This window comes from Kitasatospora sp. NPDC023176 (assembly GCF_055560495.1).
The window spans coordinates 113451-136946 of sequence record NZ_JBVHIP010000003.1 but is presented as its reverse complement, the minus strand read 5'-3'; the positions used below and the strand labels follow the sequence as shown (position 1 = coordinate 136946).

The following is a 23496-nucleotide window of genomic DNA, read 5'->3' as shown; positions in this document are numbered from 1 at the left end:
GCTCCGGGCGGGGAGCTTGACTGGTCGGCACGGCACGGCACGGGTGGTCACCCGAGCGGCGGGGTGCGGGGGCAGCTCGGGCGGGTGCGTGGTCCGTTCACCTGCTGATGACCACGGGGGCGGTCCCGGTAATCCCCGGCGGGATGTGATGCCGGTCACTCAGCGACCGTGGGGGCGGGTGAAAGGGCGGTCACGGGGGCGGGCGAGGGCCGCCGCGCGCCGGCTACTGCCGCACCGGCGGCATCGCGAGCGGGTTGACCGGCAGCTGTGCGCGGCAGAGTGCCGCGATCGGCCGCAACACGGCGGTCAGGCGGTCGAGTTCGCCGTCCGGCAGCCCCTCCCAGACCCGGCCGGCGGCCAGGTCGGTGGCCGCCTCCAGGGCCTGGCGGCGGATCCGGCCCAGTTCGGTGACCGTGCCGGCGGCGGTCAGCCAGCCGCGTTCGGCCAGGCGCGCGGCGGCGGCCTCCCACTCCTGGTCCGTCCAGCCGCGCATCGGCTGGAGCACCTGGCGGCGGGCGTCCACCGCGCAGTGCAGCACCGACGCCTCGCAGCCGTCCAGCCCGGCGGTGACCAGCGCGGCCACATGGCCGTCCCCGCGGTGCTCGCGCAGCACGGTCGCGGCCTGCCACAGCCGCCCGTGGGCGTCGGCGGGCCGGGGGAGCGCGGCGTTGGCGGCGGCCAGCACCCGGCCGGCACAGTCCAGCCGGGCCACCGCCTCCTCCAGGGCCGTCGCCGCCGACTCGATCCGCCCGGGCTCCACCTGTGCCAGCAGTCGGGTCAGCGCCGCCGCCGAGCCGCCGGCCCGGGCGGCCAGCGCCTGCTCAGGGCTCGCGTGGGTCCACGCCTCGGGCAGGGCGTGCTCGACCATCGCCGGGGCGAAGCTGAAGAACGCGGCGATCACCGGCGGGGCGTCCACCGCACCGAGCGGGGCCGAGCGGGCGGCGAAGTAACCGCGCCAGCCGCCGTCCAGCCCGGCCGCCTCGAAGGCCACCCGGCTCTCGGGCTGGAGGAAGGTGACGGCGTGCACCGGCTCGTAGAGCCACCACAGGGCGCGGGCGGGGGGAACGGCGGGATCGGACATCGGGAGGCCTTCCTCGTGGGGGCTCGACGGCCGGCCGGGGCGACCAGGCGGACGCGGCCGGCCGGGGCGGCCGGGCGGGCACCCGACCGCTCAGGTGCTGATGGCCACGGCAGCGGCCCCGGTAACCCCCGGAGCGGGTGTGATCACCGTCACGCGGCGCACCGGGGGTGCGCCCGCCGGTGGCCCGGCACGAGATGATGGGACGCGGGCGCCCTCGGGCGTCCGGCCCTCGCAAACCCCCGTACGAAGGTAGTCGGTCATGGCCCAGATCAACCCCAGCATCCTGTCCGCGGACTTCGCCCGGCTCGCCGACGAGGCCGAGGCCGTCCGGGGTTCCGACTGGCTGCACGTGGACGTCATGGACAACCACTTCGTGCCGAACCTGACCCTGGGCGTCCCGGTGGTCGAGTCGCTCGCCCGGGCCACCGACATCCCGCTCGACTGCCACCTCATGATCGAGGACCCGGACCGCTGGGCCCCGCAGTACATCGAGGCCGGTGCCGGCTCGATCACCTTCCACGTCGAGGCCGCCGCCGCGCCCGTCCGGCTGGCCCGCGAGATCCGGGCCAAGGGCGCCCGCGCCTCGATGGCGCTCAAGCCGGGCACCCCGATCGAGCCGTACGAGGACCTGCTGCCCGAGCTGGACATGCTGTTGATCATGACGGTCGAGCCCGGCTTCGGCGGCCAGGCCTTCCTGGACATCATGCTGCCGAAGATCCGCCGCACCCGGGAGCTGATCGCCAGGCACGGCCTGGAGCTGTGGCTGCAGGTCGACGGCGGCGTCTCCGCGGCCACCATCGAGCGCTGCGCCGAGGCCGGCGCGGACGTCTTCGTGGCCGGCTCGGCCGTCTACGGGGCGGAGGACCCGGCCGCGGCCGTCCGCAACCTGCGCGAGCTGGCCGACAAGTCCTCGGCGGTCGCCTGGTGGGCCTGCGAGCACTGAGGCGCCCGCCCGCCCGGAGCGGCCGCACCGCCGGATGGCCGGGCGCGGGTGGAGGAACGTCGTACCGTGCCGGATGATCGGTGACGGTGTACGCCTCTCCCGCCCGGCCCTCCTCGTACGGTGGTGGTACCGCGATGAGCAACCTCGACCTCAGGCCCGCCCCGACCGACTGCGGCCGCGAGGCCAGCGGCGGGCCGGTGAAGGACTTGCTGACGGGTCGTCAAGTCCCGCTCGGCGAAAGCACGATGGTGCGTCGACTGCTCCCCAGTCTGGGTCGCCGGATGGTCGGCGCCTGGTGCTTCGTGGACCACTACGGCCCGGACGACATCGCCGGCGAGCCCGGCATGCGGGTCCCGCCGCACCCGCACACGGGCCTGCAGACGGTCAGCTGGCTCCACCAGGGCGAGGTGCTGCACCGCGACAGCCTCGGCAGCCTGCAGGCCATCCGGCCCTACGAGCTGGGCCTGATGACCTCCGGCCGGGCGATCTCCCACTCCGAGGAGTCCCCGCGCCCGCACGCCCGCTTCCTGCACGGTGCCCAGCTCTGGGTCGCCCTCCCGGACGCCCACCGGCACACCGCCCCCTCCTTCGAGCACCACCCCGAACTGCCCGTGGTCACCGCCCCGGGCCTGCGCGCCACCGTCATCCTCGGCACCCTGGACACCGCCACCTCCCCGGGCACCACCCACACCCCGCTGGTCGGCGCCGACCTCGCCCTCGCCGACGGGACGGACCTGCGTCTCCCGCTGGTCCCCGGGTTCGAGTACGCCGTCCTCGCCATGACCGGCCGGATCGACGTCGACGGCGTCCCGGTCGAACCCGGCTCGCTGCTCTACCTCGGCTGCGGCCGCCGCGAACTCCCGCTCCTCGCCCGCTCGGAGGCCTCGGCGCTGCTCCTCGGCGGCGCGCCCTTCGAGGAGCGGATCGTCATGTGGTGGAACTTCATCGGCCGCTCGACCGAGGACATCGCCCGGGCCCGCGCCGACTGGATGACCGGCGACCGCTTCGGTGAGGTCCACGGCTACGACGGTGCCCGGCTGGCCGCCCCGGAGCTGCCGGACGCGCCGCTGAAGGCGCGCGGCCGGGAGCGCTGAGGGGAGCGCTGAGGGGAGGTCGGGAAGGGTAAAAGGGCTCGCCAGGGGGGACTGCGGCCGATATGGTAAATGCGCATAGTAGATCGAGGGGGAGTGAGCACCATGGGGGAACCGTCCGTCGTGCGGAACGGGTCGGAGGCCGGGTTCGAGCGGGCCGCGAAGCCGGGGGAGAGTCCGGGCTTCCTGCTCTGGCGCGTCACGCTGAGCTGGCAGCGGGCGCTCGCCGCCGCGCTGCGGCCGTACGGCCTGACGCATGTGCAGTTCGTGCTGCTGGCCGGGGCGGGCCGGCTCGGGGAGCAGGAGGGGCCGCCCACCCAGCGGCGGCTGGCCGAGCACTCCGGCACCGATCCGATGATGACCAGCCAGGTGCTGCGCACCCTGGAGGGCAAGGGGCTGGTCGAGCGGGTGCCCGATCCGGCGGACAGCCGGGCCAAGCGGGTGCGGGTCACCGGGGCCGCGGCGGCGCTGCTGGTGGACGCGATGGAGGCGGTGGAGCGGGCCGACGCCGCGTTCTTCGCGCCCGCCCCGCGCGGGGCCGCGCTCGGGGTGCTGAACGCGCTGTCCGAGGCGTGGTGCGCGCCGTTCGGCTCCGGTGCGCCGGCCACCCGTGCGGAGGGCTGAGCCGTGACGACGGAGGCCGGGTCCCCGCACCTGAGGGACATCCGGCTGCCCGCGCGGGAGCCGTTCGACTTCCGGGCCCTGCTCGGGTTCATCGGCGGCGGCTGACCGCAGGGGGGGCGGGCGGCGTCGGCCGGGGCACCCCGATGGTCCGGGGTGCCCCGGCCGACGCGTCGGCGGTAGGCGGCGGGCGGCGGGCGGAATGCGTATCACCAGGTAGTCCCCCCAATGCGACGTCCGGGCGGACCTGCCCGGACCGGCCTTCGATGGCGGCACTCGCGGCGGGGCCCGGGTCTAGCCTGGCCCGCATGTACAACGACGGTCTGGTGACGTGCACCCCGCGTGAGCTCGTGATTCGCCGGTACTACTTCCCGCTGGCGTCCGCCAAGCGCATCCCGTACGAGCGGATCCGCGGGCTGCAGCAGGTGCCGCTGACCCGGCTCGGCGGGCGGTGGCGGATCTGGGGCTCCGGGGACTTCGTGCACTACTTCAACCTGGACCTGGGGCGGGTGGACAAGAGCGTCGCCTTCGTCCTCGACCTCGGCGGGCGGGTCAAGCCGGTGATCACCCCCGACGAGCCGGAGCGGTTGATCGCGGCGATGGCCGCGCACCGGATCGAGGTGACCCGGGGTTAGACCCTCGCGGCCGCCAGGCGAGCGCGGCGCGGTGGGCCCGGGGCCAGCTGGGGTGGTGCTGGTCGATGACGTAGTGGTGGCCGTGCTGCCACGCGCCGCCGGCGGCCGGGTGGGCGTCGGTGAGGTGGGGGTGGCCGGCGGGCAGGTCGGCGTGGAGGTGGGGGAGGGCGTCCGGGTCGCGGGCGGGCCACAGGGCGGTGGCGGCCAGTGCGGCGGCGAGCGCGACCGCGCCCAGGACGACGGCGGTGACCGGGAGGCCGGCGCCGGCGGCGAGCCAGCCAGCCAGCGGGTAGGTGAGCAGCCAGCAGCCGTGCGAGAGGGAGAACTGGGCGGCGAAGGCGGCGGGCAGGTCGGGGTCGGCGGCGGAGCGGCGGAGGACCCGGCCGCTGGGCGTCAGGACGGCCGAGCTGCCGGCGCCGACCAGGGCCCAGGTGGCGAGCAGGGCGTACCAGCCGCCCGGGCCGGCCGGTGCGGCGGTGATCACGGTGACGGCGGCCAGCACGCAGGGCAGGGCGAAGGCGGCGGGCAGCATCACGGACCGGTCGCCGACCCGGGCCAGCAGCCGGGGCAGCAGCAGCGCGGCGAGCATCGAGCCGACGCCGTACGCGCCGAGCGCCAGTGAGACGGCCCCGGCCGGGCGGTGGAAGTGGTCGCGGACCACGTTGACGGTGTCGACGAAGACGATCGCGCCGGCCGCCGCCACCGCGAGGTCCAGTGCGAGCAGCGCCCGCAGCCGGGGGGTGGCCCGGAACAGCCGGGTGCCGAAGGCGGCCCTGCGGTAGAGCCCGCCGCCACGGTCGGCCGGCGTGGGCTGCGGTGCGGCCTGCGCCGTGCGCTGCGGTGCGGCCTGCGGCTCGGGCACGGGCTCGGGCTCGGGCTCGGGCACGGGCTTGGGCTCGGGCTCGGGCTTGGGCAGGACGACGGAGACGACCAGGGCGGCGGAGGCGAGGAAGCCCGCCGTCGTCCCGGCGAACAGCCAGTTGTACGGGATCACCGACAGCAGCAGCGCGGCGAGCGCCGGGCTGAACAGCGATTCGAGGTCGTAGGCCAGCCGGGACATCGACAGCGCCCGGGTGTAGTCGCGTTCGGCGGGCAGCACCTCCGGGATGGTGGCCTGGAAGGTCGGGGTGAAGGCGGCGGAGGCGGCCTGGAGCAGGAAGATCAGCAGGTAGATCTGCCAGACCCGGTCCACGAACGGCAGGGTGAGTGCGACCCCGGCCCGGGTGAGGTCCATCCCGACCATCAGGGTGCGCCGGGGGATCCGCCCGGCGAGTGCTCCGGCGACCGGTGCGACGGTCACGTAGGCGATCATCTTGATCGCCAGTGCGGTGCCGAGCACCGCCGAGGCGTCGCTCCCGGCGACCGAGTACGCCAGCAGCGAGAGCGCCACGGTGGCCAGGCCGGTGCCGACCAGGGCGACGACCTGGGCCGTGAACAGATGGCGGTAGGTGCGGTTGCGCAGCACGGTCAGCATGGGCCCGTCCCGGGGCGGCGAGGGGGTGGCGGTGTGCCCATCGTAGCCAATGCGTGCGTACTTGTGCACCTATTTCCGAGGGGACGGCCGGCGCCGGGGAGGGGGTCGGGCTCAGTCGTGCGGCGGCAGGTGGCCGATCTGGTGGTCGGCGACGTTCAGCGCCTCGTCCACCAGCCGGCGCAGGTGCCCGTGCCGCAGCGAGTAGACCACCCGCCGCCCGTCCTTGCGGGTGGCGACCAGCCCGGCCAGGCGCAGCTTGGCCAGGTGCTGGCTGACCGAGGGGCGGGCGGCGCTGGTCGCCTCGGTCAGCGTGGTCACGTCCGCCTCGCCCCGGCCGAGGCGCTCCAGCAGCGCCAGCCGGGTGCGGTCGGCGAGCAGCGAGAGCACGGACGCGGCGACGTCCAGCCGGGCCTCGGCCCGCTGCTGCGAGCGGTGCGCATCTGCCATGGGGGTGCCGGAACTCATGGCGCCATCGTAGGGCGTGTGCGCAGGTGCGCTCATGAGGACGGAAACGGGTCGCGGTGGGGTCAGCGGGCCGGCTGCTCGACCGGCTGCTCCTCGGCGGCGGGCGCCGGGGCGGGTTCGAGGTCGCCCATCCGCGGGATCGCGACCAGCGCGGCGAGGATCAGGGCGCCGGCCATCACGATCGGGGTGCGGACGCTGACGGTGGAGCCGATCCAGCCGCTGAGGCTCGCGCCGATGAGCATCCCGATCCGGGAGAGCATCAGGTAGCAGCTGTTGACCCGGCCGAGCAGCTCCTTCGGCACGGTCTGCTGGCGCAGCGAGATCGCCTGGACGTTCCAGGTGACCACCCCGAAGTTGCCGACCGCGAACAGCGGCGCCACCACGAACACCGAGGGGCTCAGGCCCATCAGCAGCAGCGACGAGCCCATCAGGACGAAGGAGAGGGTGATCCGGGCCCGCCGGCTCAGCCGTTCGCTGATCCGGCCGGCCAGCATGCTGGCCGCCGTGCCGCCGGCCACGCCGGTGGCCAGGACGGCGCCGTAGGCCCAGGTGGGCTCGTGCAGGGTCCGGGTGACCAGTAGCGCCATCATGGTGATGCCGAGTGAGGAGGCACCGGCGGCCAGGGCGGAGAGCGAGGCGACCAGGCGCAGTTGCCGGTGCCGGTACAGCCAGCGGACGCCCTCGCGGACCTCCGTCATCACCCGGCGCTCGGACTTCGCCCGGGGCGCGCCGGAGCGGCCGGTCAGGGCGACCAGGATGGCGGCGAGCGCGAAGGACAGGCCGTCCACCGTGAACGGGTAGCCGGCGGCGAGGGCGAACAGGGTGGTGCCGACCAGCGGGCCGATCATCCGGCCGACCAGCAGGCCGCCCTGCAGCCGGCCGTTGGCGACGTCCAGTTGGTCGGAGCGGACCACGTCCGGGATGGTCGAGGTGGCGGCGTTGACGAACACCGTCTCACCGCAGCCGAGGATGAAGGCCAGGGCGGCGAGCAGGGCCAGCGGCGGGGTGGTGGAGAAGACCCAGGCGGCGAAGCCCAGCACGATGGCGGCCCGGCCGAGGTCGATCGTCCACATCAGCCGGCGGCGGTCGAAGCGGTCGGCGATGACGCCGCCGAACAGGGCCATCAGCAGCCAGGGCAGCGATCCGGCCACCGCGACGACGGACACCGAGGACGGGGAGTCCGAGATGGCCAGGGCGAGCAGCGGCAGCGACGAGTCACGCATGCCGTCGCCGACCGCTGAGATCGACGAGGCCGACCACAGCATGGCGAATTTCCGGCCCAGTTGGGGCCTGGTGCGGGGCGCGGATGTCGCTGGGCTGGCTGGAGTCACCGACGCAGTATGGCATGACCGCTACAGATTTGGCCGCCCCTTCACAGAGCATTCCCAGCCGGAGGTCTCAGAGTCCGGAAACCCCCTTGACGAGGTGGTCAGACCGCCCGCGAGGGCCGGCCCCAGCACCACCGCGCGGGCTCGCCGCTCCGGCACCCGGGCGGCCGGCAGCCGGTTCGCCACCGCCGCGCCGGCCAGTGCCGCGGTCACCAACCCCCAGGCGGACGCGCTCAGTTCGGGCGCAGCCCCTTGGCCGCCGGCGAGACGGCGGCCACCACCACACCGTACAGCCGGGCGTTCGGCGCGAACTCCCGGGCCGTCCAGCCGGAGTTCGGCGCGTACAGCGAGATCGCCGGACCGCACACCCCGGCCCAGCCGCCCGTCAGTGCTGGACGCCGGCGGAGAGCGAGAAGTCCGCGAAGTACGCCTGCTGGGTGCTCGCCGGGCCCCAACTGGTGTCGTGGCCGCCGTAGAAGGTGGAGAACAGCACCCCGCCGAAGGGGATCGAGCCGATGCCGGAGGCGGTGCCGGTGGCCGCGTGCACCTGACGGCCGTCGTACCAGACGGTGATGTCGCCGGTGCGGCGGTTCACCAGCTGCTCGACGGTGTGCCAGCGGCCGTCCGCCTGGAAGTGCCAGTCGCCCAGGCCCTCGTCCACGCCGTAGCCGGTGGGGCCGGAGTCGGTCGGGGTGTACAGGTAGACCTCGCCGTTGTCGGGGCTGCCCTTGGCGGTGCGCCACATGTAGCGGGTGGACCAGCCGGCGCCGTGGTTGCCGCCGGACTCCTGGCCGATCGTGCCGCCGTACAGGCCGGGCAGCTTGCCGGCCTTGCCCCAGTCGCGGCCGGCGGGGAACCGGACGGAGTACTTGAGGTCCAGGGTGGGGCCCTGGGCGAGCGCGGACAGGCCGAGGGTGTTCAGGTCGGTGTAGAACTGGCCGCCGCCCGGGTTGGGGCAGTCGGTGCAGGAGTCGGCGGAGGAGCCCGCGCCGTACGTCACCCGCAGCGCCGGGCCGCCGCCGGGGGCGGCCGGGTCGTCGACGGCGCCGAAGTCCGCCGCGCCCCAGGCGCCTTGGCCGGCCACGCCCCAGGCGCGCTGCCACTGCGGGGTGCCGTAGCCGCGGAACCCGCCGCTCCAGGCGACCGATCCGCTCGGTGCGGCGGTGGCCGCGGCGGATGCGGCGGATGCGGATGCGGGGCCGGTGGGCGGGCGGTCGCGGGCCCGGGCGGGGGCGGCCGAGCAGCCGGCGGTGGCGAGCAGGGCCAGTGCGGCCACGGCGGCGGTGCGCGCGGGGCGGTTCATCCGGGCTCCTCGGTCGGCGGTTGATCGGTACCGATCATGCCGCACGGCCGAGTGGTGCTTGGGCAAAGGAACGGGCAAGGACTGGGAGCGGGGAGTCGGGGGAGTCAGGGGCATCAGAGGAGCCGGGGGAGCCGGGGAGAGCCGGGCGGGCCCGCAGTGCTTCGGCGGCCGGGGCCCACCCGGGGGCGGCGGGTCAGTGCCGGAGGACGGCGTCGGCGGTCGCCGGCAGCGGGTAGGCGTCCGGGTCGACCGGGCCGGGCAGGTCGGTGGCCGGGCGGCCGGGGGCGTTGGGGTCGGGCAGCGACGGCTGGGCGGGCGGAGCCTGGACCTGGTTGAAGGGGACGCCGGGCGGGGCCTGGACCGGGGCCGCGCGGCCGGCGGTGAGCGGGCTGTGGCTCTTGGCCTCGCAGGCGGCCAGGGCTTCCAGGCCGTCCGGGCTCTGGGTGGCGGGCTGGTTGCCGGTGAAGCAGTTGCCGGGGTCGGCCGAGGCGAGGACGAGGTCGGCGCCGTTGCCCTCGGTGCGGTTGCCCTGGATCCGGTTGCCGGCGGCCGGGTGGCCGGGCGGGTCGGTGATGATGACGCCGGCCGCGCGGTTGCCCTTGACCAGGTTGCGTTCGACCCGGTTCGCGGTGCCGCCGCCGATCCCGATCCCGATGCCGAAGCCGCCGTCGGCCTGCTCGGGGGTGTCGGAGGCGTTGTTGTCGGTGACGGCGTTGCCGGCGATCACGGCGCCGTGCTGGGGGGCCAGCGCCTCCAGGTCGTTGGAGTTGACGGTGACGCCGACCCGGTTGCCGACCACCCGGTTGCCGAGGAAGTGGAGGTTGTCCGAGGCGTTGGTGATCTCGATGCCGACCGCGTTGCGTTCCACCGTGTTGCCGCGGACCAGGGTGTCGCAGGGCTTGCACTGGCCGACGTAGATGCCGGAGTCGGCGCCGCCGGAGGCATAGGAGTCCTCGATGATCCCGCCCCGGGCGTCGAAGGCGTAGATGCCGTACAGACCGTTGTTGTAAGCCGTGACCTTCGTCGCCCGGAAGCCCTGGACGGCGGGGAAGCGGGTGGTGTCCAACGGGTTGTAGGCGGAGCCGCCGGCGCCGCGCTGCTGGAGCTTCTCGTCGGTGACGCCGGTGAACAGCACGCCGTTGGCGAGGTAGCCGTGCACGGTGAGGTTCTCCACCACCGAGCCGGGGCCGGTGACGGTGACACCGTTGACCAGGCGGACGCCGCCGTCCAGGAGCACCGTGTTGCGGTCGGTGCCGCGCAGCACGATCCGGGCCTTGGTGATCCGCACGCTCTCCTGGTACGTGCCGGGGGAGACCAGGACGGTGTCGCCCTCGCGGGCGACGTCCACCGCCTTCTGGATGGACGGGAAGTCCTGCGGGACGCGGACCACCGTGCCGTCCGGGTGCCGGGCGTCCGAGGAGGAGCCGCCGGCGGAGGAGCAGCCGGCGAGGGCGAGGGCGGCGACCAGCAGGGTGGGCAGGGCGCGGACTCGGCGACGGCCACGGCGGATCGGTGCTTCGGAGACGGATTGACAGCCAGTCAAAAGTTGCATACGGGGTGTTCTATCGTCTCCAATGTCGGTCATGCATGCCGAAACCGGAAAGGCGCGGAAACAGCCGGGGGCCGTCAGGAACGGTGTGGACCGGAGGGCACTGATCGCGGGCGGGGGTGCGGTGCTGGCCGCCGGAGTCGGCGCGGGGGTCGTGGCGCTGGGGCAGGGGCGGTCCGCCTCCCCGCCTCCGGAGCCCCCGGTGGCCCCGGAGGTGCCGTTCCACGGCGAGCGGCAGGCCGGGGTGACGGCCCCGCAGCAGCCGGCCACCCTGCTGCTGGCCCTCGACCTGGCGCCCGCCGCCACCTCGGACGGGAGGGCCGCACTGCGCTCCCTGCTGGGGGAGTTGACCCGGGTGCTCGCCGAGGCGGCGGGCGGCACCTCGGCCGACCCGCGCCTCCAGGGCGGGGAGCCGGCCCGGCTCAGCACCCTGGTCGGGGTCGGGCCGGGGCTCGCCACCCGGCTGGGGCTGAACGTCCCGCCCGCGCTGGCGGACCTCCCGGCCTTCCCGGGGGACCGGCTCGACCCGGCGCGCGGCGGCGGCGACCTGCTGGTGCAGCTGTGCGCCGCCGACCGCTGGCCGCTGACCGTGGTCGCCGAACTCCTCGGCGCGGTCGCGCGATCGGCCGGCGCGAGCGTGCGGTGGACCCAGCCCGGCTTCCTGCCGCGCACACCCCCGGGCAGCACGCCGCGCAACCTCTTCGGTTACAAGGACGGCACCGCCAACCCGAGCCCGACGGAGGCCGAGCAGTGGGTCTGGGGCCCGCCGGGCCCGTACCGGCACGGCACCGTCCTGGTCTACCGCCGCATCCGGATGGACACCGCCGGCTTCGCCGCCCTGCCCGAGGACCGCCGCAACCTGGCCATGGGCCGCCGTCTCACCGACGGCACCCCGCTCACCGGCGCGGCCGAGCACGACGACCCGGACATCTACGCCAAGAACCCGGACGGCTCGTACGTCATCCCCAACAGTGCCCATGTCCGCCTCAGCAGCCCCCGGCTGGACTCCGGCGCCCGGATGCTGCGGCGCGGCTACAGCTACGACGACGCCCCCGACGACCGGGGCCTGCTGTTCTGCGCCTTCGTGCGGGACCCGGAGCAGTTCACCCGGGTGCAGAACCGGCTGGCGGCCAAGGACGCGCTCAACCCGTTCCTGGTGCACACGGCTTCGGCGGTGGTGTACGTGCTGCCGGGGGCCCGGGAGGGCGGGGTGCTGGGCGAGGGACTGTGGGCGTAACGATGAGCCCTGCGGAGGAACAGCCGCTGACGGGCGGCAACGTCAGCGCCGGGGTCGTACGGGTCGGCGACACCGTCCGGCGCCCGGCCGGGCCGTGGACCCCGGCCGTGCACGCGCTGCTCGGGCACCTGCACGCGGTGGGCTTCCGGGGCGCGCCCCGGGCCCTGGGGCTGGACGACCAGGGGCGGGAGGTGCTCGACTTCGTCCCGGGCGAGGTGGTCTGGCCCGACCGCTTCGCCCTGGTGCGGCCGCGCGACCGGCTGGCGGACGTGGCCCGGCTGGTCCGCGAGTTCCACGACGCCGTCAGGGACTTCACGCCCCCGCCGGACGCCTGCTGGCAGGTGCTGATCCCGGACGAGGGGGAAGGCACGGGCGATGGCGAGGACGGTGGCGGGGACGGGGATGGGGAGGGTGGTGGGATCATCGCCCACCACGACCTCGCACCGTGGAACCTGGTGGCCGGCCGGGACGGGCGGTTCACCTTCATCGACTGGGACGTCGCGGCCCCCGGCTCCCGGCTGTGGGACGTCGCCTACGCGCTGCACGGCTTCGTCCCGCTGCGGACGGACCCGGCCTGGCGGCCCGCCGACGCCGGGGAGCGGCTGCGGGTCTTCGGCGACGCGTACGGGCTCGACGAGGCCGAACGGCGCCGCCTGGTACCGCTGTTGGGGCGGCGCGCCCGCTCCATGCACGACTTCCTGCGGGACCGGGCCGGCCGGGGCGAGCAGCCCTGGGCGCGGCTGTGGGCGGAGGGCCACGGCGACACCTGGCGCGGCGACGCCGAGTACATCGAGGAGCGGGAGGCGCACTGGGAGCGCGCCCTGCTGGACGGCTGACCTCACCGACTGACTTCACCGACCAGGCCTCACCGACCGGCCTCACCGACCGGCCTCACCAGCTGACCGGGATCGCGGCCGGGCTGCGGGTGGTGCCGCCCAGCTGCCAGCCGAGCTGCTCCACCGGGGTGGTGAGGCGCAGACCGGGCAGGGCGGTGGCCAGCCGGCGGAGGGATTCGCGCATCTCCAGCCGGACCCGCCAGGCGCCGATGCAGAAGTGCGGCCCGACGCTGAAGGCGAGGGTGGGGGCGTCGAGCGGGGCGGCGAGGTCGGCCGCGATCCCGGCGGGGAAGACGGCGGGGTCGCGGTTGGCACTGCCGAGGCTCGCGGCGACGACGGCCCCGGTCGGGATGGTCACGCCGCCGACCTCGACCGGGGCGGTGGCGCGGCGCACGGTGGCCTCGTCGTCCCCCAACGGGATGAAGTGCAGCAGGCGTTCGGCGGTGTGCTCGGTGATGCCCGGGTCGGCCAGCCGGGGCCAGTGCTCGGGGCGCTCGCCGAGGAGGTAGACCAGGGCGTTGCCGAGAGCGCCGGTGACGCTCTCGTTGCCGCTCGCGGTGAGCCCGAGGACGAGGAAGGCGAGGGCGTCGGCGGGGATGCCGCCGTCCTGGTCGGCGGCCCGGACCAGGCGGCTGACCAGGTCCGGCCCGGGCGCGCGACGCCGGCGTTCGATCAACTCCTCGGTGAAGGCGCCGAATTCGGCGAGCGCCCGGCCCTGCTCCGGCGTCGGGTCGCCGCCCTGGGCGAGCAGGGCGAGGGTCCAGTGCCGCAGCTGCCGCTCGTCCAGCCGGTCGGGGCCGTCCCCGTCGAGCCCCATCAGCCGGGTGGTGACCGCGAAGGGCACCGGCCGGGTGAAGGCGGTGACCAGGTCGGCGGGCGGACCGGCGGCGAGCAGCGCGTCCACGGTCTGCCGGACGGCGGACGCGACCCAGGGCTGCCAGCCGGCGATGGCGCGCGGGGTGAACGCCTTCTGGACGGTGGCGCGCAGGCGGCGGTGGGCGGCGCCGTCCTGGTTGAACAGCGAGGCCGGGTTGGCGGCCACGTCGGCGGTGCTGCCCGCGGTGCCGACCTCGTGCAGGCCGCTCCGGGTGAGGCGGGGGTCGCCGAGGACCTGCCGGACGTCGTGGTAGCGGGTGACGAGCCAGGCGGGGGTGCCGTCCGGGAGGGTGGTCGGGTGCGGCGGCTGGGCGGGGGTGACGGGGAGCCGGTGGAGCGGGGGGAGCGGGTGGCTCTGCCGGGGTTCGGTGCAGGTGTCGGTCTCGGTGTAGGTCTCGGTGCCGGGTTCGGTGCCGGTGTCGGCTGCGGCGGAGGACATGGAATCCTTCGGGGTCGGCGGCGCTGCGGGGCACGGGCATCCAACTGTCATATTTTCTGAGGGAATTGGATCCTTAGGACGGTTTTCCCGTTTCGGCCCGATGGTACGCCCCCGAACCCTCCGTACGGTGTCTCAACGCCCCCACTCGGGTGCCGGGTCGGCCGGCAGCAGCGGACGCAGCGCGCCCAGCACGGCGCCGATGCAGGCGTCGCGCAGTTCGGTGCGGGTGCAGCTGGGCTCGGTCAGCCAGTCCACGACCAGCACCCGGACGAACACCAGCCAGCTGCGCAGGACTTGGGAGACGGCGAGTCGCGCGCCCTCGTCCGCGAGCGGCAGCACGGTGAGCAGCCGGCCGCGCAGGGCGTCCAGTTCCTCGGTGATGATGGTCTGGATCACCGGATCCCCGGCCAGCACGCGGTTGGCGGCCAGCACGGTGTGCCGGTTGGCGACGAAGTGGTCCAGGTGGGCGTCCATGCCCTCGACCAACTGCTCGACCAGGGTGTCGGCCGGGTCGAACCTGGTCCGGGCCAGCAGGTCGTCCGAGGCCTTCCGGTGGACCGCCGCGAACAGCTCGTGCTTGCTCGTGAAGTGCCGGTAGAGCAGGGCGCGGGAGACCCCCGCCTGTTCGGCGACCTGCTCCATCAGCACCTCCTCGTACGGCCGGGCGGCGAAGGCCCGGGCGCCGACGGCGAGCAGCTGGGCGCGGCGTTCGTCGGGGGAGAGGCGCCAGCGGCGCTCCTGGACCGGCATGCCGGATTCGTGGATTGGCATGCCGGACAGGCTACTTGACACGTGTCTACCAGCGGGGGCTAGCGTGGAGTCCGGCTTGGTAGACACGTGTCAACCAGTGCCTGGCGATCCGTCAGGCACTGAATGGGATGGTGGTCGGCTCATGGCGAAGGCACTGCGGGTACTCGCATGGACGATGGGGGTCGCCTGCGTGGCGATCGGGTTCGAACACCTGCTGGGCGGCGCCGTCGGGTTCCCCGGGATCGCGGACCCGGGCCCGACGGTCGACAGCTTCGGCCGCTTCATGGGCGCGGTCTTCGCCGGCTACGGCGCGGCCTGGATCTGGGCCGCCCGGCAGGCGCCGGTGCCGGCGCGGGTGGTGCGGTGGCTGGCGGCGGTGTTCCTGCTGGGCGGCCTCGGCCGGGTGCTGGGCCTCGCGGTGGACGGGCGGCCGCACTGGTTCCAGCTGGTGCTGATGGGGATCGAACTCGGGCTTCCGGTGGTGTTCTTCCGGCTCGCCGACGCGGATGAGCGGGCGGCGGGGCGGGGTTGACGCCCGCCGGGGTTGTGAGCCCCGGGCGGGTCAACCCCGGGTCAGACGGCGAACGCCCGCAGGTGTTCGGCGAGCGTGGCCCGGTCGGCGGTGGCCCCGGTGAGCGAGACGTAGCCGTCCGGCCGGACCAGCACCACGGCGTCGCCGTGCACCCCGTACGCCCGGGCGGCGTGGCCGTCGGGGTCGCGGACGGTGGCCACCCGCAGGGCGGGGAGGTCGGAGAGGTCGGCCGGTTCTGCGGGGTCGGCCGCTTCGGCGGGGTCGGTCAGGGCCGGGTGGTCGCCGAAGGCCAGCAGGGTGAAGTGCGGGCCGCGGAACAGCTCGAAGAGCCGGGTGGGCGTGCCGTCCGCGGTGGCGCACGGGGCGTCCGGGGCCCGGTCGCCGGCCCGGATGCCGGTGGCCGTGTCCAGGTCGCGGCCGATCGGCCCGCCGCGGTAGTCGACGGAGAGTCCGGTGAGGTCGATGCCCTGGACGGACAGGGTGCGGAACTGGTCGGTGAGCACCTTGGCGCCGTCGCCGCTGAACGCCGCCTTGTGGTGGGCGGAGGTGGCGGCGAGGCTGGCCCGGGCGATCGGCAGGCGCTCGTCCTGATAGCTGTCGAGCAGCGCCTCGGGCGCGCCGCGCAGTACGGCGGCGAGCTTCCAGCCGAGGTTGTGGGCGTCCTGGACGCCGGTGTTCAGCCCCTGGCCGCCGGCCGCGGACTGGCAGTGGGCGGCGTCCCCGGCGAGCAGGATCCGGCCGTCGCGGTAGCGCTCGACCAGTCGCACGGTGGGGCGCCAGACGGTGGACCAGATCGGCTCGTGCATCCGGACCCCGGGCAGGCCGGCCCGTTCGGCGAAGAGCCGGCGGAAGGTCTCCAGGGTGGGGGCGGGCAGTTCGCCGTGCTCGTCCGGTTCGACGGCGGCGTGCACCGCCCACGTGCCGTCCTGCCGCATCGGGACGAGCGTCATGGCGCCGCCGCCGAACTTCGGGTGGTTCCAGATGTGCAGGTGGTCCGGGTCCAGGCCGTCCAGGTCCATCGAGGCCATGATGAAACGTTCCTCGTCCCAGGTCTCGCCGAGGAAGGGGATACCGGCCAGCTTGCGGACGGTGCTGCGGCCGCCGTCGCAGCCGATCAGGTAGCGGGCGCGCAGCTGCGTCGTCCGGCCGTCCTGTCGGAGGGTGGCGAGCACGCCGTCGGCGTCCTGGGCGCAGTCGACCAGTTCGGTGCCGGTCTCGACCTTCACGCCGTGCTCGGCGAGCCGGTCGCGCAGCACGGCCTCGGTCTGGTGCTGGGCGATCAGCAGCATGCCGGCGTACGGGCGGTCGGGGGTCGGGGGCTGGGTGGCCCCGGGGTCGACCTCCTGGACCAGCCGGGTGCCCTCGTAGGAGCGGATCCTGAGGTTGAGCGCCCCCCGGTCGAGGATCTGATCGACCACGCCGAGGTCGTCGAACACCTCCAGCGTGCGGGGGTTGATGCCCTTGCCGCGGACGCCGGCGGTGCGGAACCCGGCGTCCCGCTCGATGATCCGGCAGTCGACGCCGGAGCGGGCCAGCCCGATGGCGAGCGCGAGGCCCACCGGGCCGGCGCCGACGACGAGGATGTCGGTGGTAGGTGAGGTGCGCATGGCGGGTCCCCCTCCGCTCGGCCGTAGGATACGGCGCGTTTCTTGTCTTCGACTGTAAGCTGACCCCGATAGGAAACGCAACGTATCTACGAGGATCGGGTACCGAACCGGTGACAAGCGGAAGAGCGGGCATTCCACGGCGGCGCGGGGACGAGCTGGAAGCGGCGATCCTCGACGCCGTCTGGGCCGAACTCGCCGAGCACGGCTACGACCGGCTCACCATGGACGGCGTCGCCGCCCGCGCCCGCACCAGCAAGCCGGTGCTCTACCGCCGCTGGCCGAACCGGGTCGAAATGGTGATGGCCGCCCTCGGCCGCAACGCCCCGGACTACCTGGAGCCGCCCGACACCGGCGACCTGCGCACCGACCTGCTGCTGTTCCTGCGCAGTCTGCTGCACCGCTTCGACGACCTGCCGGTCGACGCCGTCCACGGCCTGCTGGTCGACCTGATGCGCGTCCCCGAGCTGCGTGTCGTCTTCCGCAGCGGTCTCACCGCGCAAGGCCCGGTGGCCACCCTGGCCGCGATCATGCGCCGGGCCGTTGGGCGGGGCGAGATCGACCCGGCGCGGCTCACCCCGCGGGTCGCGTCGCTGCCGCTGGACCTGCTGCGCGACGCCTTCCTGATCGAGGGTGATGTGCCGTCGGACCAGGTGGTCGCCGAGGTGCTGGACGAGATCGTCCTACCGCTGCTCAGGGCGCCGGCGGCGGGTGCGGGCGGTGCGGACACCCCGGCCCGGTAATACCCCTGCCCCGCATGCCCCTGCGCTGCACGCCCCTGCCTCCGACATGCTCCCACCCCGACATACCCCTGCCCCGTAACGCACGGCACCCCCGGCGGGCGGGTGCCGTCGGGGGTGTGCGGGCCTGTCTGCCGGTGCGGGGTGTCCTGCGTCGGGGTCCGGGTCAGGAGCGGACCAGCCGGGCGATGGCCTGATTGGCCTCGCGGATCCTGGCGTTGGCCTCCTGGCCGCCCTCGGCGATCGCGTCGCGGACGCAGCATTCGATGTGCTCGTCCAGGAGTTGCAGCGCGAAGGACTGGAGGGCGCGGCTGGCGGCGGAGACCTGGGTGAGGACGTCTATGCAGTAGGTGTCCTGCTCGACCATGCGCTGCAGGCCGCGGATCTGGCCCTCGATGCGGCGCAGCCGCTTGAGGAAGTCGTCCTTGTGGGGGCTGTAGCTGGCCATGGCCGTCTCCGGTTCCCGTGCGGTGAGGAGTGTCCTCACTTTACCGGGGTGCGGTGGGAGGGGAGTCGGCCCGGACGGACGGGAGTCGTCGCACGGAGTCGTACGGCAGTTGGCGTCCGGGCCGACGGCGGGTCAGGCGCCGAGGCGGCCGACCAGGTCGTAGCCGGCCTCGTCGATGGCGGCGGCGACGTCGGTGTCGGCCAGCGGCCCGGAGCTGTCGACGGTGACCTGCCCGGTGGCGAGGTCCACCGCGACCTCGGTGACGTCGGTGAGCTTCTTCAGCTCGGCGGTCACCGCGCTGACGCAGTGGCCGCAGGTCATGCCCTTCACCTGGAACACGGTGCGCTCGGCGACGGCGGTGGCGGGGGCCTCGGCGGCACCGGTGCCGCACGATCCGCAGCAGGAACCCTCGGTGGCGGCCGGCTCGACGGTGACGGTGGTCTCGCTCATGGTGTGCTCCTGTCGTCAGTGCGTGCGACGCCTCCCGGGGTGGCCCGGGCGGCTGCTTCGCCGGAGAACATACCATACCCCCCTAGGGTAAGTGGAAGGGTGTCGCGGAGCCGGAATCCGGGGCTGGGGCCGCCTGCCCCGGGCGAGCACCTCCCCGGCGGCCGCGTCGATGCCACCCTGCGGCCCGGCCTCCTCCCCGGCCCCGGCCATCAGGCCATCTGACGTCTCGTCAGGACCGTCGGCGGCGCAACTCCGCTACTGCTGAAGGTCGTTCGAAGCGGGAGCGGCGGCGTCCGGCGGTCAGTCGCGGCGGCCGCAGACCAGGAAGACGCTGGAGCGGCCGCCGCCGAGCGGTCGGCGGTCGCGGCGCAGGCTGCGAAGTCCGCAGGCGCGCAGGTCGCCCGGCAGGGTGGCGATGGCGCCGGGCTGGTCGGGGGCGATCCAGTCCAGGGCGAGGACGCCGCTCCTGGTCAGGTGGGCGGCGATCTTGCGCAGCAGCACCGGCCTTACGGCTTCGGGGAGTTCGAGGATGAGACCGCCCGCCATCATGACGAGGCCGTAGCGGCGGTGGAGGGTGAGGTCGGCGAGGTCGGCGCGGATGGTGGTGACCCTGCCGGGGTGGGAGTCGGGCAGGGTGCTGGCCCAGGTGCCGAGCCGGGCGAGCCGGGCCGGATCGCGGTCGACGGCGTCGACGTCGAAGCCCTGGCGGGCGAGCGGGACGGCGAATCGCCCGGTGCCGGCGCCGAGGTCCAGCACGGGGCCGCCGGTGGTGCGGGCGGCGCGCAGGTAGTCGAGGACGTCGGCGCCGGGCGAGCGGGTCTCGACGGTGGGGAGCGGGGCGGTCCGTAGCGGTCCGGCCGGGCGTCCGGTGCGCAGCAGCATGACTCCTCCTGGGATCGGGACGTGCCCGAGTCGGGTATGGGGGCGGTCGGTTGATTCTGTGCCCGGTGTGCGACGGGGAGGAGGCGGTGGGGGCGGCAGCTTCGTGCCGCGGCCGGTACCTGCCGACGGTGGCGATGCCGATGGGGGCGATGCCGCCGGGGCGCGCTGGACGCCGCACTCGGCCGGCTTGCCACCACTTGCGCCGCCGGCGACGGCGCGGCACGGTTCCGTCATACCCCGTCCAGGTATATGGTCGCGCGGACGTGAGACTCGGGAAGGCGGAGTGCCGTGCACGCGATCCTGCACGCGCTGTCCATCGCCGGATCGATGACCTGGCAGATCACCTGGGCGCTGATCCTCGGCTTCCTGCTCTCCGCGGTCGTCCAGGCGGTGGTCCACAAGGCGACGGTGGTACGGCTGCTCGGCGACGACCGGCCGCGCACCCTCTCCGTCGCCTCGGCGCTGGGCGCGGCATCGTCCTCCTGCTCGTACGCGGCCGTCGCGCTCGCCCGGTCGCTGTTCCGCAAGGGCGCGAACTTCACGGCGGCGATGGCCTTCGAGATCGCCTCCACCAACCTGGTCGTCGAACTCGGGGTGATCCTGGCGCTGTTGCTGGGCTGGCAGTTCACCGCGGCGGAGTTCGTCGGCGGGCCGGTGATGATCCTGCTGCTCGCGGCGCTGTTCCGGCTGTTCCTGCGCGACCGGCTGCTCGCCGAGGCGCGCCAACAGGCGTCGTACGGGCGGGCGGGGTCGATGGAGGGGCACGCGGCGATGGACATGTCGGTGGGCGGCGAGGGTTCCTTCGCCCGGCGGCTGCTGTCCCCTCGCGGCCTCACCTCGGTCTCGCACGTGTTCGTGATGGAGTGGGCGGCGATCCTCAAGGACCTGGTGATCGGCCTGCTCATCGCGGGCGCGATCGCCGCCTGGGTCCCGGACTCGTTCTGGCAGGCCTTCTTCTTCGCCGACCATCCGCTGGCGGGGAAGCTGTGGGGGCCGCTGGTCGGACCGCTGGTGGCGATCGCGTCCTTCGTCTGCTCGATCGGCAACGTGCCGCTGGCGGTGGTGCTGTGGAAGGGCGGCATCAGCTTCGGCGGGGTGGTCGCGTTCATCTTCGCCGACCTGCTGATCCTGCCGATCCTCAACATCTACCGGAAGTACTACGGGGCGCGGATGGCCCTCTTCCTGCTCGGCACGTTCTACCCGGCGATGGTCGTCGCCGGGTACGTGGTCGAGTTCCTGTTCGGGGTCCTCGGCCTGGTGCCGGACCAGCGTGACGCCGAGATCCCGATGTCGGGCATCGAGTGGAACTACACGACGTGGCTCAACATCGCCTTCCTGCTGGTGGCCGCGGCGCTGCTCCTCCGCTTCCTCCGCACCGGCGGCGCCCCGATGCTCCGCATGATGGGCGGCAGCCCCGACGCCGGCGAACACGAGGGCCACGGGCACCACTGAGGGGCTCGGCCTCGGCACGAGAAGTCGGCCCGGCCGACTTCTCGCGCAACCGTTGTCTCACCGGGGTCCGACCGGTGCCTCCAGCGCTGAGCGTGCGGCTTCGCGGACGTCCCCGTCCCCGTCCTCGCCCGTGGCCGGCCGTTCGAGCGCGCCGCTCGCTCAGCGAACCCGGCGGCAGTGTGCGTTCGGCTGCTGCGGAACCAGCGCTCCCTGACATTGCCGCACTGGATATCATCGCAGCTCAGAGCGCTCGTCGAGGGAAGGGATGTGCCCCATGACGGCCGGTGCGTGGTCGGAGCTCCTGGTCGGCTCCGAGCGGTTGACCGCGCTCTACTCCGAACTGCCGCCCCTAGAAGGCCTGGTGCTCAGGTCGGTGCAGTTGAGTCCGTACGGCGCCGGCGTGACGTTGCGGGTCGAGCTGCCGCGCTTCCCGGACGATGCTCCTCCGGCGTGGGTGGAGGCCGGGTGTGACCGGTTCGAGGCGCAGATCGAGTTCATGGGTGTGGGTGAGGACCTTCGGATGCGGGGTGTGCCCAGCGGCAGCGTGGTCGACATCGTGCTGGACTGCTACGCCGAGGGGCGGGAGCGCCGGATCGCGGTCGCGGTGAGCGGGCCGGGGCTCTCGCTGGACTTCACCGCGCACGCGGCGCTCAAGGTCGGCCACCTCAACGCGTACTGCTCCGGCGGCGCCGATCCCTCCACGGCCCGGCGGTGGTTCGAGAGCCGGCTCGACCAGCATCTGAACCCGGAGCGGGTACTGCCTCCCACGACGGCGAAGGCCTTCTATGAACGGTGACCAGGACTGGTCCGCCGAGTTGACCGGCCCCGAGACGGTCCGGGGGGTTCTTGGCCGTCCGCCACCACCACTCAGTGACTACGAACTGACCTCTGTTCTGATCGACGAACGCGAGGCCTCGGTCACCCTGAGGTTCTTCGCCTTCGGCGCCCCGGCCGGGGCTGCGGACCTGTGGCGAGAGCGGGGCCACAACGCGGTCGGGTTCGTGCTGGTGTGCCTCGGCGTGACGGGCTTCGAGGTGGATGCGTGGTCCGGCTGGCCTACGACGACTGCCCGCCTCACCGGGAGGACGGTCGTACTCGGCGGCCGGGGCAAGCACGTGACCTTCCAGGCCGCCGAGATCCGTGCCGAGGCCCCGACGGGTTGGCCGGCCGGCCGCGCCCAGTGACGTCCTTGGGGGGAGCACCGCCGCAATCGCGGCCCCCACGTCGCTACGGGAAGACGGGATTCCCGTCATCACCGATCCAGGGAGGCTGATCCGGTGCCCACCCGACGGCTTGCCAGACCGCCTGTGCCGCAGCGAACTTCACGTCGCCCGGTCCCGTGTCTGCTGGGGCCGTCACGATCTCCACGATCTCGATGACGGAAACGAGCACGCCGCGGGCCGATGCAGGAAGACGCATGAGCGCATACCGAGCGCCTTCCTGTGCCTCTTCCCGGATCCGTTGATCACCGGCGATGCCGGCGCATACCTCGGCGCTGTAGGACCGGGCGAGCCACCCGAACACGTCGGCGCCCGTCCTGACGTCCGGCTCGTCGGCCACGGCGCTCTGCACGGCGCCCTGGACGGCGCCCTGCATGGTGACCTGCACGGTGACCTGGGCGAAGCGTGCCCACTTGCTCGTCTGGCGCTGCAGCCTGCACTTCCCCTCCATGGTCCACATTCTCCCCAGGCGCCCCCGAGTCGAGGGCCCAGCAGAGCTCACTCCCGAGACAAGCTCCAGAACGGCGAGAGAGCGGCCGAGTGCCCCGACCGGCCCGCCGGCCAAGGCGGTGGCGGCATGAGGGGACCACTCGCTGTCCTGGTCAACGGGCTGCCCGGCGCGGGGAAGACGACCCTGCGTGTCGACACCACCCGGCCGGTCGACGCCGAAGCCATCGTCACCTGGATCGAAGCAGCGAAACGCGGTCATCCCGGTGACGGTCCGAGCGGCTCGGCCCACAGGTTTTGACGATCACTCCGGCTGAACGACAAGCCCGGCCCCGCGAGGCCCCGCGACCCGCCCGATCCGGGCCGGTGGCCTCGGCCGCCGGTCCGGATCGGGCGGGCGGAAGGGTCAGAACCTGCCCTGGTTCAGCGCGTTCTGCAGGGCCGAGATGGTGGCCGGGCCCCACTGGCCGTCGACGGTGAGGCCGGCGCCGGAGGCGTTGAGGAAGGTCTGCAGCGCCTTGTAGGTGGCGGGGCCGGGGTCGCCGTCCTCGACGAGCCCGGCGTTGCCCCACACATTGAGGTGGTGCTGCAGCGACCGCTTGGAGTCCGGCCCCCACTGGCCGTCCGGGGTGGAGCCGCACACCCGCTGGACGGCCATGATGGTCAGGGTGCCGAACTGGCCGTCGACGGTGAGGCCGGCGCCGTCGTCGATGTACGCGAAGTACGCCGACTCGGTGGCGGGGCCCCACTGGCCGTCGGCCGCGGTGCCGACCTTGCCCTGGAGCCAGCGCACGCCGGCGTCGGTCAGCGGGCCCCAGGCGCCGTCGACGGCCAGCGCCGGGCTGTAGCCCAGGTCGTTGACCGCCTGCTGCTGGCGCGCCACCGACCGCACGGACGACATGCCGCCGCCGGAGGACGAGCCGCCGCCCCCGAAGGCCCTGAACGCCGACTCGGTACCGGGCCCCCACAGGCCGTCGGCCGTGGCGCCGACCTTGTTCTGGAGCCAGCGCACGCCGGCGTCGGTCAGCGGGCCCCAGGCGCCGTCGACGGCCAGCGCCGGGCTGTAGCCCAGGTCGTTGACCGCCTGCTGCTG

Annotated in this window: 26 protein-coding genes; 11 read left to right on the top strand and 15 right to left on the bottom strand. The window is 74.1% G+C overall.

What is annotated here, in order from left to right; all coding sequences use genetic code 11:
• Positions 1 to 223: 223 nt before the first annotated feature.
• Positions 224 to 1081, bottom strand: a complete 858-nt coding sequence (locus tag ACZ3YL_RS06530) for an SCO6745 family protein (RefSeq protein ID WP_465655896.1) — start codon at positions 1079 to 1081, stop codon at positions 224 to 226.
• Positions 1082 to 1340: 259 nt separating this feature from the next.
• Here ACZ3YL_RS06530 and rpe point away from each other — a divergent pair, with 259 nt between their 5' ends.
• From rpe to ACZ3YL_RS06510, 4 genes are all read left to right on the top strand, one after another.
• The gene (gene rpe / locus ACZ3YL_RS06525) at positions 1341 to 2024 is read left to right on the top strand and encodes a ribulose-phosphate 3-epimerase (protein WP_188308342.1); all 684 of its coding nucleotides are present in this window, start codon (positions 1341 to 1343) and stop codon (positions 2022 to 2024) included.
• Between the two features lie 134 nt (positions 2025 to 2158).
• Entirely contained in the window at positions 2159 to 3118 is a 960-nt protein-coding gene (locus tag ACZ3YL_RS06520; protein ID WP_465655893.1) for a pirin family protein, read from the top strand.
• A 102-nt stretch (positions 3119 to 3220) separates the two neighbouring features.
• Positions 3221 to 3739, top strand: a complete 519-nt coding sequence (locus tag ACZ3YL_RS06515; protein WP_188308344.1) for a MarR family winged helix-turn-helix transcriptional regulator — start codon at positions 3221 to 3223, stop codon at positions 3737 to 3739.
• A 305-nt stretch (positions 3740 to 4044) separates the two neighbouring features.
• Positions 4045 to 4371: a hypothetical protein gene (locus tag ACZ3YL_RS06510; RefSeq protein WP_188308345.1), complete on the top strand. Its 327-nt coding sequence runs from the start codon at positions 4045 to 4047 to the stop codon at positions 4369 to 4371.
• Here the strand turns inward: ACZ3YL_RS06510 and ACZ3YL_RS06505 are convergent.
• The 6 genes from ACZ3YL_RS06505 to ACZ3YL_RS06480 form a co-directional block, all read right to left on the bottom strand.
• The gene (locus tag ACZ3YL_RS06505; protein ID WP_465655891.1) at positions 4301 to 5845 is read right to left on the bottom strand and encodes an MFS transporter; all 1545 of its coding nucleotides are present in this window, start codon (positions 5843 to 5845) and stop codon (positions 4301 to 4303) included. The genes ACZ3YL_RS06510 and ACZ3YL_RS06505 overlap by 71 nt on opposite strands.
• A gap of 111 nt (positions 5846 to 5956) precedes the next feature.
• Positions 5957 to 6292, bottom strand: coding sequence for an ArsR/SmtB family transcription factor (locus ACZ3YL_RS06500; protein WP_465656110.1), 336 nt, complete (start codon positions 6290 to 6292; stop codon positions 5957 to 5959).
• A gap of 80 nt (positions 6293 to 6372) precedes the next feature.
• Positions 6373 to 7575, bottom strand: coding sequence for an MFS transporter (locus tag ACZ3YL_RS06495; protein ID WP_465655889.1), 1203 nt, complete (start codon positions 7573 to 7575; stop codon positions 6373 to 6375).
• Positions 7576 to 7871: 296 nt separating this feature from the next.
• The gene (locus ACZ3YL_RS06490) at positions 7872 to 8006 is read right to left on the bottom strand and encodes a hypothetical protein (RefSeq protein ID WP_262986090.1); all 135 of its coding nucleotides are present in this window, start codon (positions 8004 to 8006) and stop codon (positions 7872 to 7874) included.
• Between the two features lie 17 nt (positions 8007 to 8023).
• Positions 8024 to 8941 carry a polysaccharide lyase gene (locus ACZ3YL_RS06485; protein ID WP_465655886.1) on the bottom strand — a complete coding sequence of 306 codons (918 nt, stop codon included), beginning with the start codon at positions 8939 to 8941 and terminating at the stop codon, positions 8024 to 8026.
• Between the two features lie 193 nt (positions 8942 to 9134).
• A complete protein-coding gene (locus ACZ3YL_RS06480) occupies positions 9135 to 10493 on the bottom strand; it encodes a right-handed parallel beta-helix repeat-containing protein (RefSeq protein ID WP_465655884.1) in 1359 nt (452 codons plus the stop codon).
• 85 nt (positions 10494 to 10578) lie between these two features.
• Between ACZ3YL_RS06480 and ACZ3YL_RS06475 the strand changes: the two genes are divergently transcribed.
• On the top strand, positions 10579 to 11727 hold the full coding sequence (locus ACZ3YL_RS06475) for a Dyp-type peroxidase (protein WP_188304641.1): 1149 nt from the start codon (positions 10579 to 10581) through the stop codon (positions 11725 to 11727).
• A 2-nt stretch (positions 11728 to 11729) separates the two neighbouring features.
• A complete protein-coding gene (locus ACZ3YL_RS06470; protein ID WP_465655882.1) occupies positions 11730 to 12563 on the top strand; it encodes a phosphotransferase in 834 nt (277 codons plus the stop codon).
• Positions 12564 to 12618: 55 nt separating this feature from the next.
• On the opposite strand, the gene ACZ3YL_RS06465 is transcribed toward ACZ3YL_RS06470, so the two are convergent.
• A complete protein-coding gene (locus tag ACZ3YL_RS06465) occupies positions 12619 to 13878 on the bottom strand; it encodes a cytochrome P450 (RefSeq protein ID WP_465655880.1) in 1260 nt (419 codons plus the stop codon).
• Between the two features lie 132 nt (positions 13879 to 14010).
• Positions 14011 to 14649 (bottom strand): TetR/AcrR family transcriptional regulator, encoded by a 639-nt coding sequence (locus tag ACZ3YL_RS06460; protein WP_465655878.1) that lies wholly within the window; start codon positions 14647 to 14649, stop codon positions 14011 to 14013.
• Between the two features lie 121 nt (positions 14650 to 14770).
• Between ACZ3YL_RS06460 and ACZ3YL_RS06455 the strand changes: the two genes are divergently transcribed.
• Positions 14771 to 15160, top strand: coding sequence for a DUF4345 domain-containing protein (locus tag ACZ3YL_RS06455; RefSeq protein ID WP_465655876.1), 390 nt, complete (start codon positions 14771 to 14773; stop codon positions 15158 to 15160).
• Positions 15161 to 15201: 41 nt separating this feature from the next.
• Here ACZ3YL_RS06455 and ACZ3YL_RS06450 read toward each other — a convergent pair whose 3' ends face one another.
• Complete coding sequence (locus ACZ3YL_RS06450) at positions 15202 to 16767, bottom strand: FAD-dependent monooxygenase (protein ID WP_465655874.1); 1566 nt, start codon at positions 16765 to 16767, stop codon at positions 15202 to 15204.
• 110 nt (positions 16768 to 16877) lie between these two features.
• Here ACZ3YL_RS06450 and ACZ3YL_RS06445 point away from each other — a divergent pair, with 110 nt between their 5' ends.
• The gene (locus tag ACZ3YL_RS06445; protein WP_465655872.1) at positions 16878 to 17507 is read left to right on the top strand and encodes a TetR/AcrR family transcriptional regulator; all 630 of its coding nucleotides are present in this window, start codon (positions 16878 to 16880) and stop codon (positions 17505 to 17507) included.
• Positions 17508 to 17670: 163 nt separating this feature from the next.
• Here the strand turns inward: ACZ3YL_RS06445 and ACZ3YL_RS06440 are convergent, their stop codons facing one another.
• From ACZ3YL_RS06440 to ACZ3YL_RS06430, 3 genes are all read right to left on the bottom strand, one after another.
• The gene (locus ACZ3YL_RS06440) at positions 17671 to 17952 is read right to left on the bottom strand and encodes a metal-sensitive transcriptional regulator (protein WP_188304636.1); all 282 of its coding nucleotides are present in this window, start codon (positions 17950 to 17952) and stop codon (positions 17671 to 17673) included.
• 132 nt (positions 17953 to 18084) lie between these two features.
• On the bottom strand, positions 18085 to 18402 hold the full coding sequence (locus ACZ3YL_RS06435; protein WP_465655870.1) for a heavy-metal-associated domain-containing protein: 318 nt from the start codon (positions 18400 to 18402) through the stop codon (positions 18085 to 18087).
• Positions 18403 to 18702: 300 nt separating this feature from the next.
• On the bottom strand, positions 18703 to 19284 hold the full coding sequence (locus ACZ3YL_RS06430) for a class I SAM-dependent methyltransferase (protein WP_188304634.1): 582 nt from the start codon (positions 19282 to 19284) through the stop codon (positions 18703 to 18705).
• A gap of 288 nt (positions 19285 to 19572) precedes the next feature.
• Between ACZ3YL_RS06430 and ACZ3YL_RS06425 the strand changes: the two genes are divergently transcribed.
• The 3 genes from ACZ3YL_RS06425 to ACZ3YL_RS06415 all read left to right on the top strand — a co-directional run bounded on the left by ACZ3YL_RS06425 (position 19573) and on the right by ACZ3YL_RS06415 (position 21920).
• A complete protein-coding gene (locus ACZ3YL_RS06425; RefSeq protein ID WP_188304633.1) occupies positions 19573 to 20736 on the top strand; it encodes a permease in 1164 nt (387 codons plus the stop codon).
• 274 nt (positions 20737 to 21010) lie between these two features.
• On the top strand, positions 21011 to 21532 hold the full coding sequence (locus ACZ3YL_RS06420) for an Imm50 family immunity protein (protein WP_465655867.1): 522 nt from the start codon (positions 21011 to 21013) through the stop codon (positions 21530 to 21532).
• Positions 21522 to 21920 carry an Imm50 family immunity protein gene (locus ACZ3YL_RS06415; protein ID WP_465655865.1) on the top strand — a complete coding sequence of 133 codons (399 nt, stop codon included), beginning with the start codon at positions 21522 to 21524 and terminating at the stop codon, positions 21918 to 21920. Before ACZ3YL_RS06420 ends, ACZ3YL_RS06415 begins: the two co-directional genes overlap by 11 nt.
• 43 nt (positions 21921 to 21963) lie before the next feature.
• On the opposite strand, the gene ACZ3YL_RS06410 is transcribed toward ACZ3YL_RS06415, so the two are convergent.
• Positions 21964 to 22407, bottom strand: a complete 444-nt coding sequence (locus ACZ3YL_RS06410; RefSeq protein WP_465655863.1) for a hypothetical protein — start codon at positions 22405 to 22407, stop codon at positions 21964 to 21966.
• Between the two features lie 402 nt (positions 22408 to 22809).
• Positions 22810 to 23496 (bottom strand): peptidoglycan-binding domain-containing protein (locus ACZ3YL_RS06405; protein WP_465655860.1); only part of this gene is annotated, 687 nt, incomplete at its 5' end.

Bases quoted from the DNA above. Each gene is read 5' to 3' on its own strand.
- ACZ3YL_RS06530 (WP_465655896.1), bottom strand. From the start codon at position 1,081: ATGTCCGATCCCGCCGTTCCCCCCGCCCGCGCCCTGTGGTGGCTCTAC.
- rpe (WP_188308342.1), top strand. From the start codon at position 1,341: ATGGCCCAGATCAACCCCAGCATCCTGTCCGCGGACTTCGCCCGGCTC.
- ACZ3YL_RS06520 (WP_465655893.1), top strand. From the start codon at position 2,159: ATGAGCAACCTCGACCTCAGGCCCGCCCCGACCGACTGCGGCCGCGAG.
- ACZ3YL_RS06515 (WP_188308344.1), top strand. From the start codon at position 3,221: ATGGGGGAACCGTCCGTCGTGCGGAACGGGTCGGAGGCCGGGTTCGAG.
- ACZ3YL_RS06510 (WP_188308345.1), top strand. From the start codon at position 4,045: ATGTACAACGACGGTCTGGTGACGTGCACCCCGCGTGAGCTCGTGATT.
- ACZ3YL_RS06505 (WP_465655891.1), bottom strand. From the start codon at position 5,845: ATGCTGACCGTGCTGCGCAACCGCACCTACCGCCATCTGTTCACGGCC.
- ACZ3YL_RS06500 (WP_465656110.1), bottom strand. From the start codon at position 6,292: ATGGCAGATGCGCACCGCTCGCAGCAGCGGGCCGAGGCCCGGCTGGAC.
- ACZ3YL_RS06495 (WP_465655889.1), bottom strand. From the start codon at position 7,575: ATGCTGTGGTCGGCCTCGTCGATCTCAGCGGTCGGCGACGGCATGCGT.
- ACZ3YL_RS06485 (WP_465655886.1), bottom strand. From the start codon at position 8,941: ATGAACCGCCCCGCGCGCACCGCCGCCGTGGCCGCACTGGCCCTGCTC.
- ACZ3YL_RS06480 (WP_465655884.1), bottom strand. From the start codon at position 10,493: ATGCAACTTTTGACTGGCTGTCAATCCGTCTCCGAAGCACCGATCCGC.
- ACZ3YL_RS06470 (WP_465655882.1), top strand. From the start codon at position 11,730: ATGAGCCCTGCGGAGGAACAGCCGCTGACGGGCGGCAACGTCAGCGCC.
- ACZ3YL_RS06465 (WP_465655880.1), bottom strand. From the start codon at position 13,878: ATGTCCTCCGCCGCAGCCGACACCGGCACCGAACCCGGCACCGAGACC.
- ACZ3YL_RS06460 (WP_465655878.1), bottom strand. From the start codon at position 14,649: ATGCCAATCCACGAATCCGGCATGCCGGTCCAGGAGCGCCGCTGGCGC.
- ACZ3YL_RS06455 (WP_465655876.1), top strand. From the start codon at position 14,771: ATGGCGAAGGCACTGCGGGTACTCGCATGGACGATGGGGGTCGCCTGC.
- ACZ3YL_RS06450 (WP_465655874.1), bottom strand. From the start codon at position 16,767: ATGCGCACCTCACCTACCACCGACATCCTCGTCGTCGGCGCCGGCCCG.
- ACZ3YL_RS06440 (WP_188304636.1), bottom strand. From the start codon at position 17,952: ATGGCCAGCTACAGCCCCCACAAGGACGACTTCCTCAAGCGGCTGCGC.
- ACZ3YL_RS06435 (WP_465655870.1), bottom strand. From the start codon at position 18,402: ATGAGCGAGACCACCGTCACCGTCGAGCCGGCCGCCACCGAGGGTTCC.
- ACZ3YL_RS06430 (WP_188304634.1), bottom strand. From the start codon at position 19,284: ATGCTGCTGCGCACCGGACGCCCGGCCGGACCGCTACGGACCGCCCCG.
- ACZ3YL_RS06420 (WP_465655867.1), top strand. From the start codon at position 21,011: ATGACGGCCGGTGCGTGGTCGGAGCTCCTGGTCGGCTCCGAGCGGTTG.
- ACZ3YL_RS06415 (WP_465655865.1), top strand. From the start codon at position 21,522: ATGAACGGTGACCAGGACTGGTCCGCCGAGTTGACCGGCCCCGAGACG.
- ACZ3YL_RS06410 (WP_465655863.1), bottom strand. From the start codon at position 22,407: ATGGAGGGGAAGTGCAGGCTGCAGCGCCAGACGAGCAAGTGGGCACGC.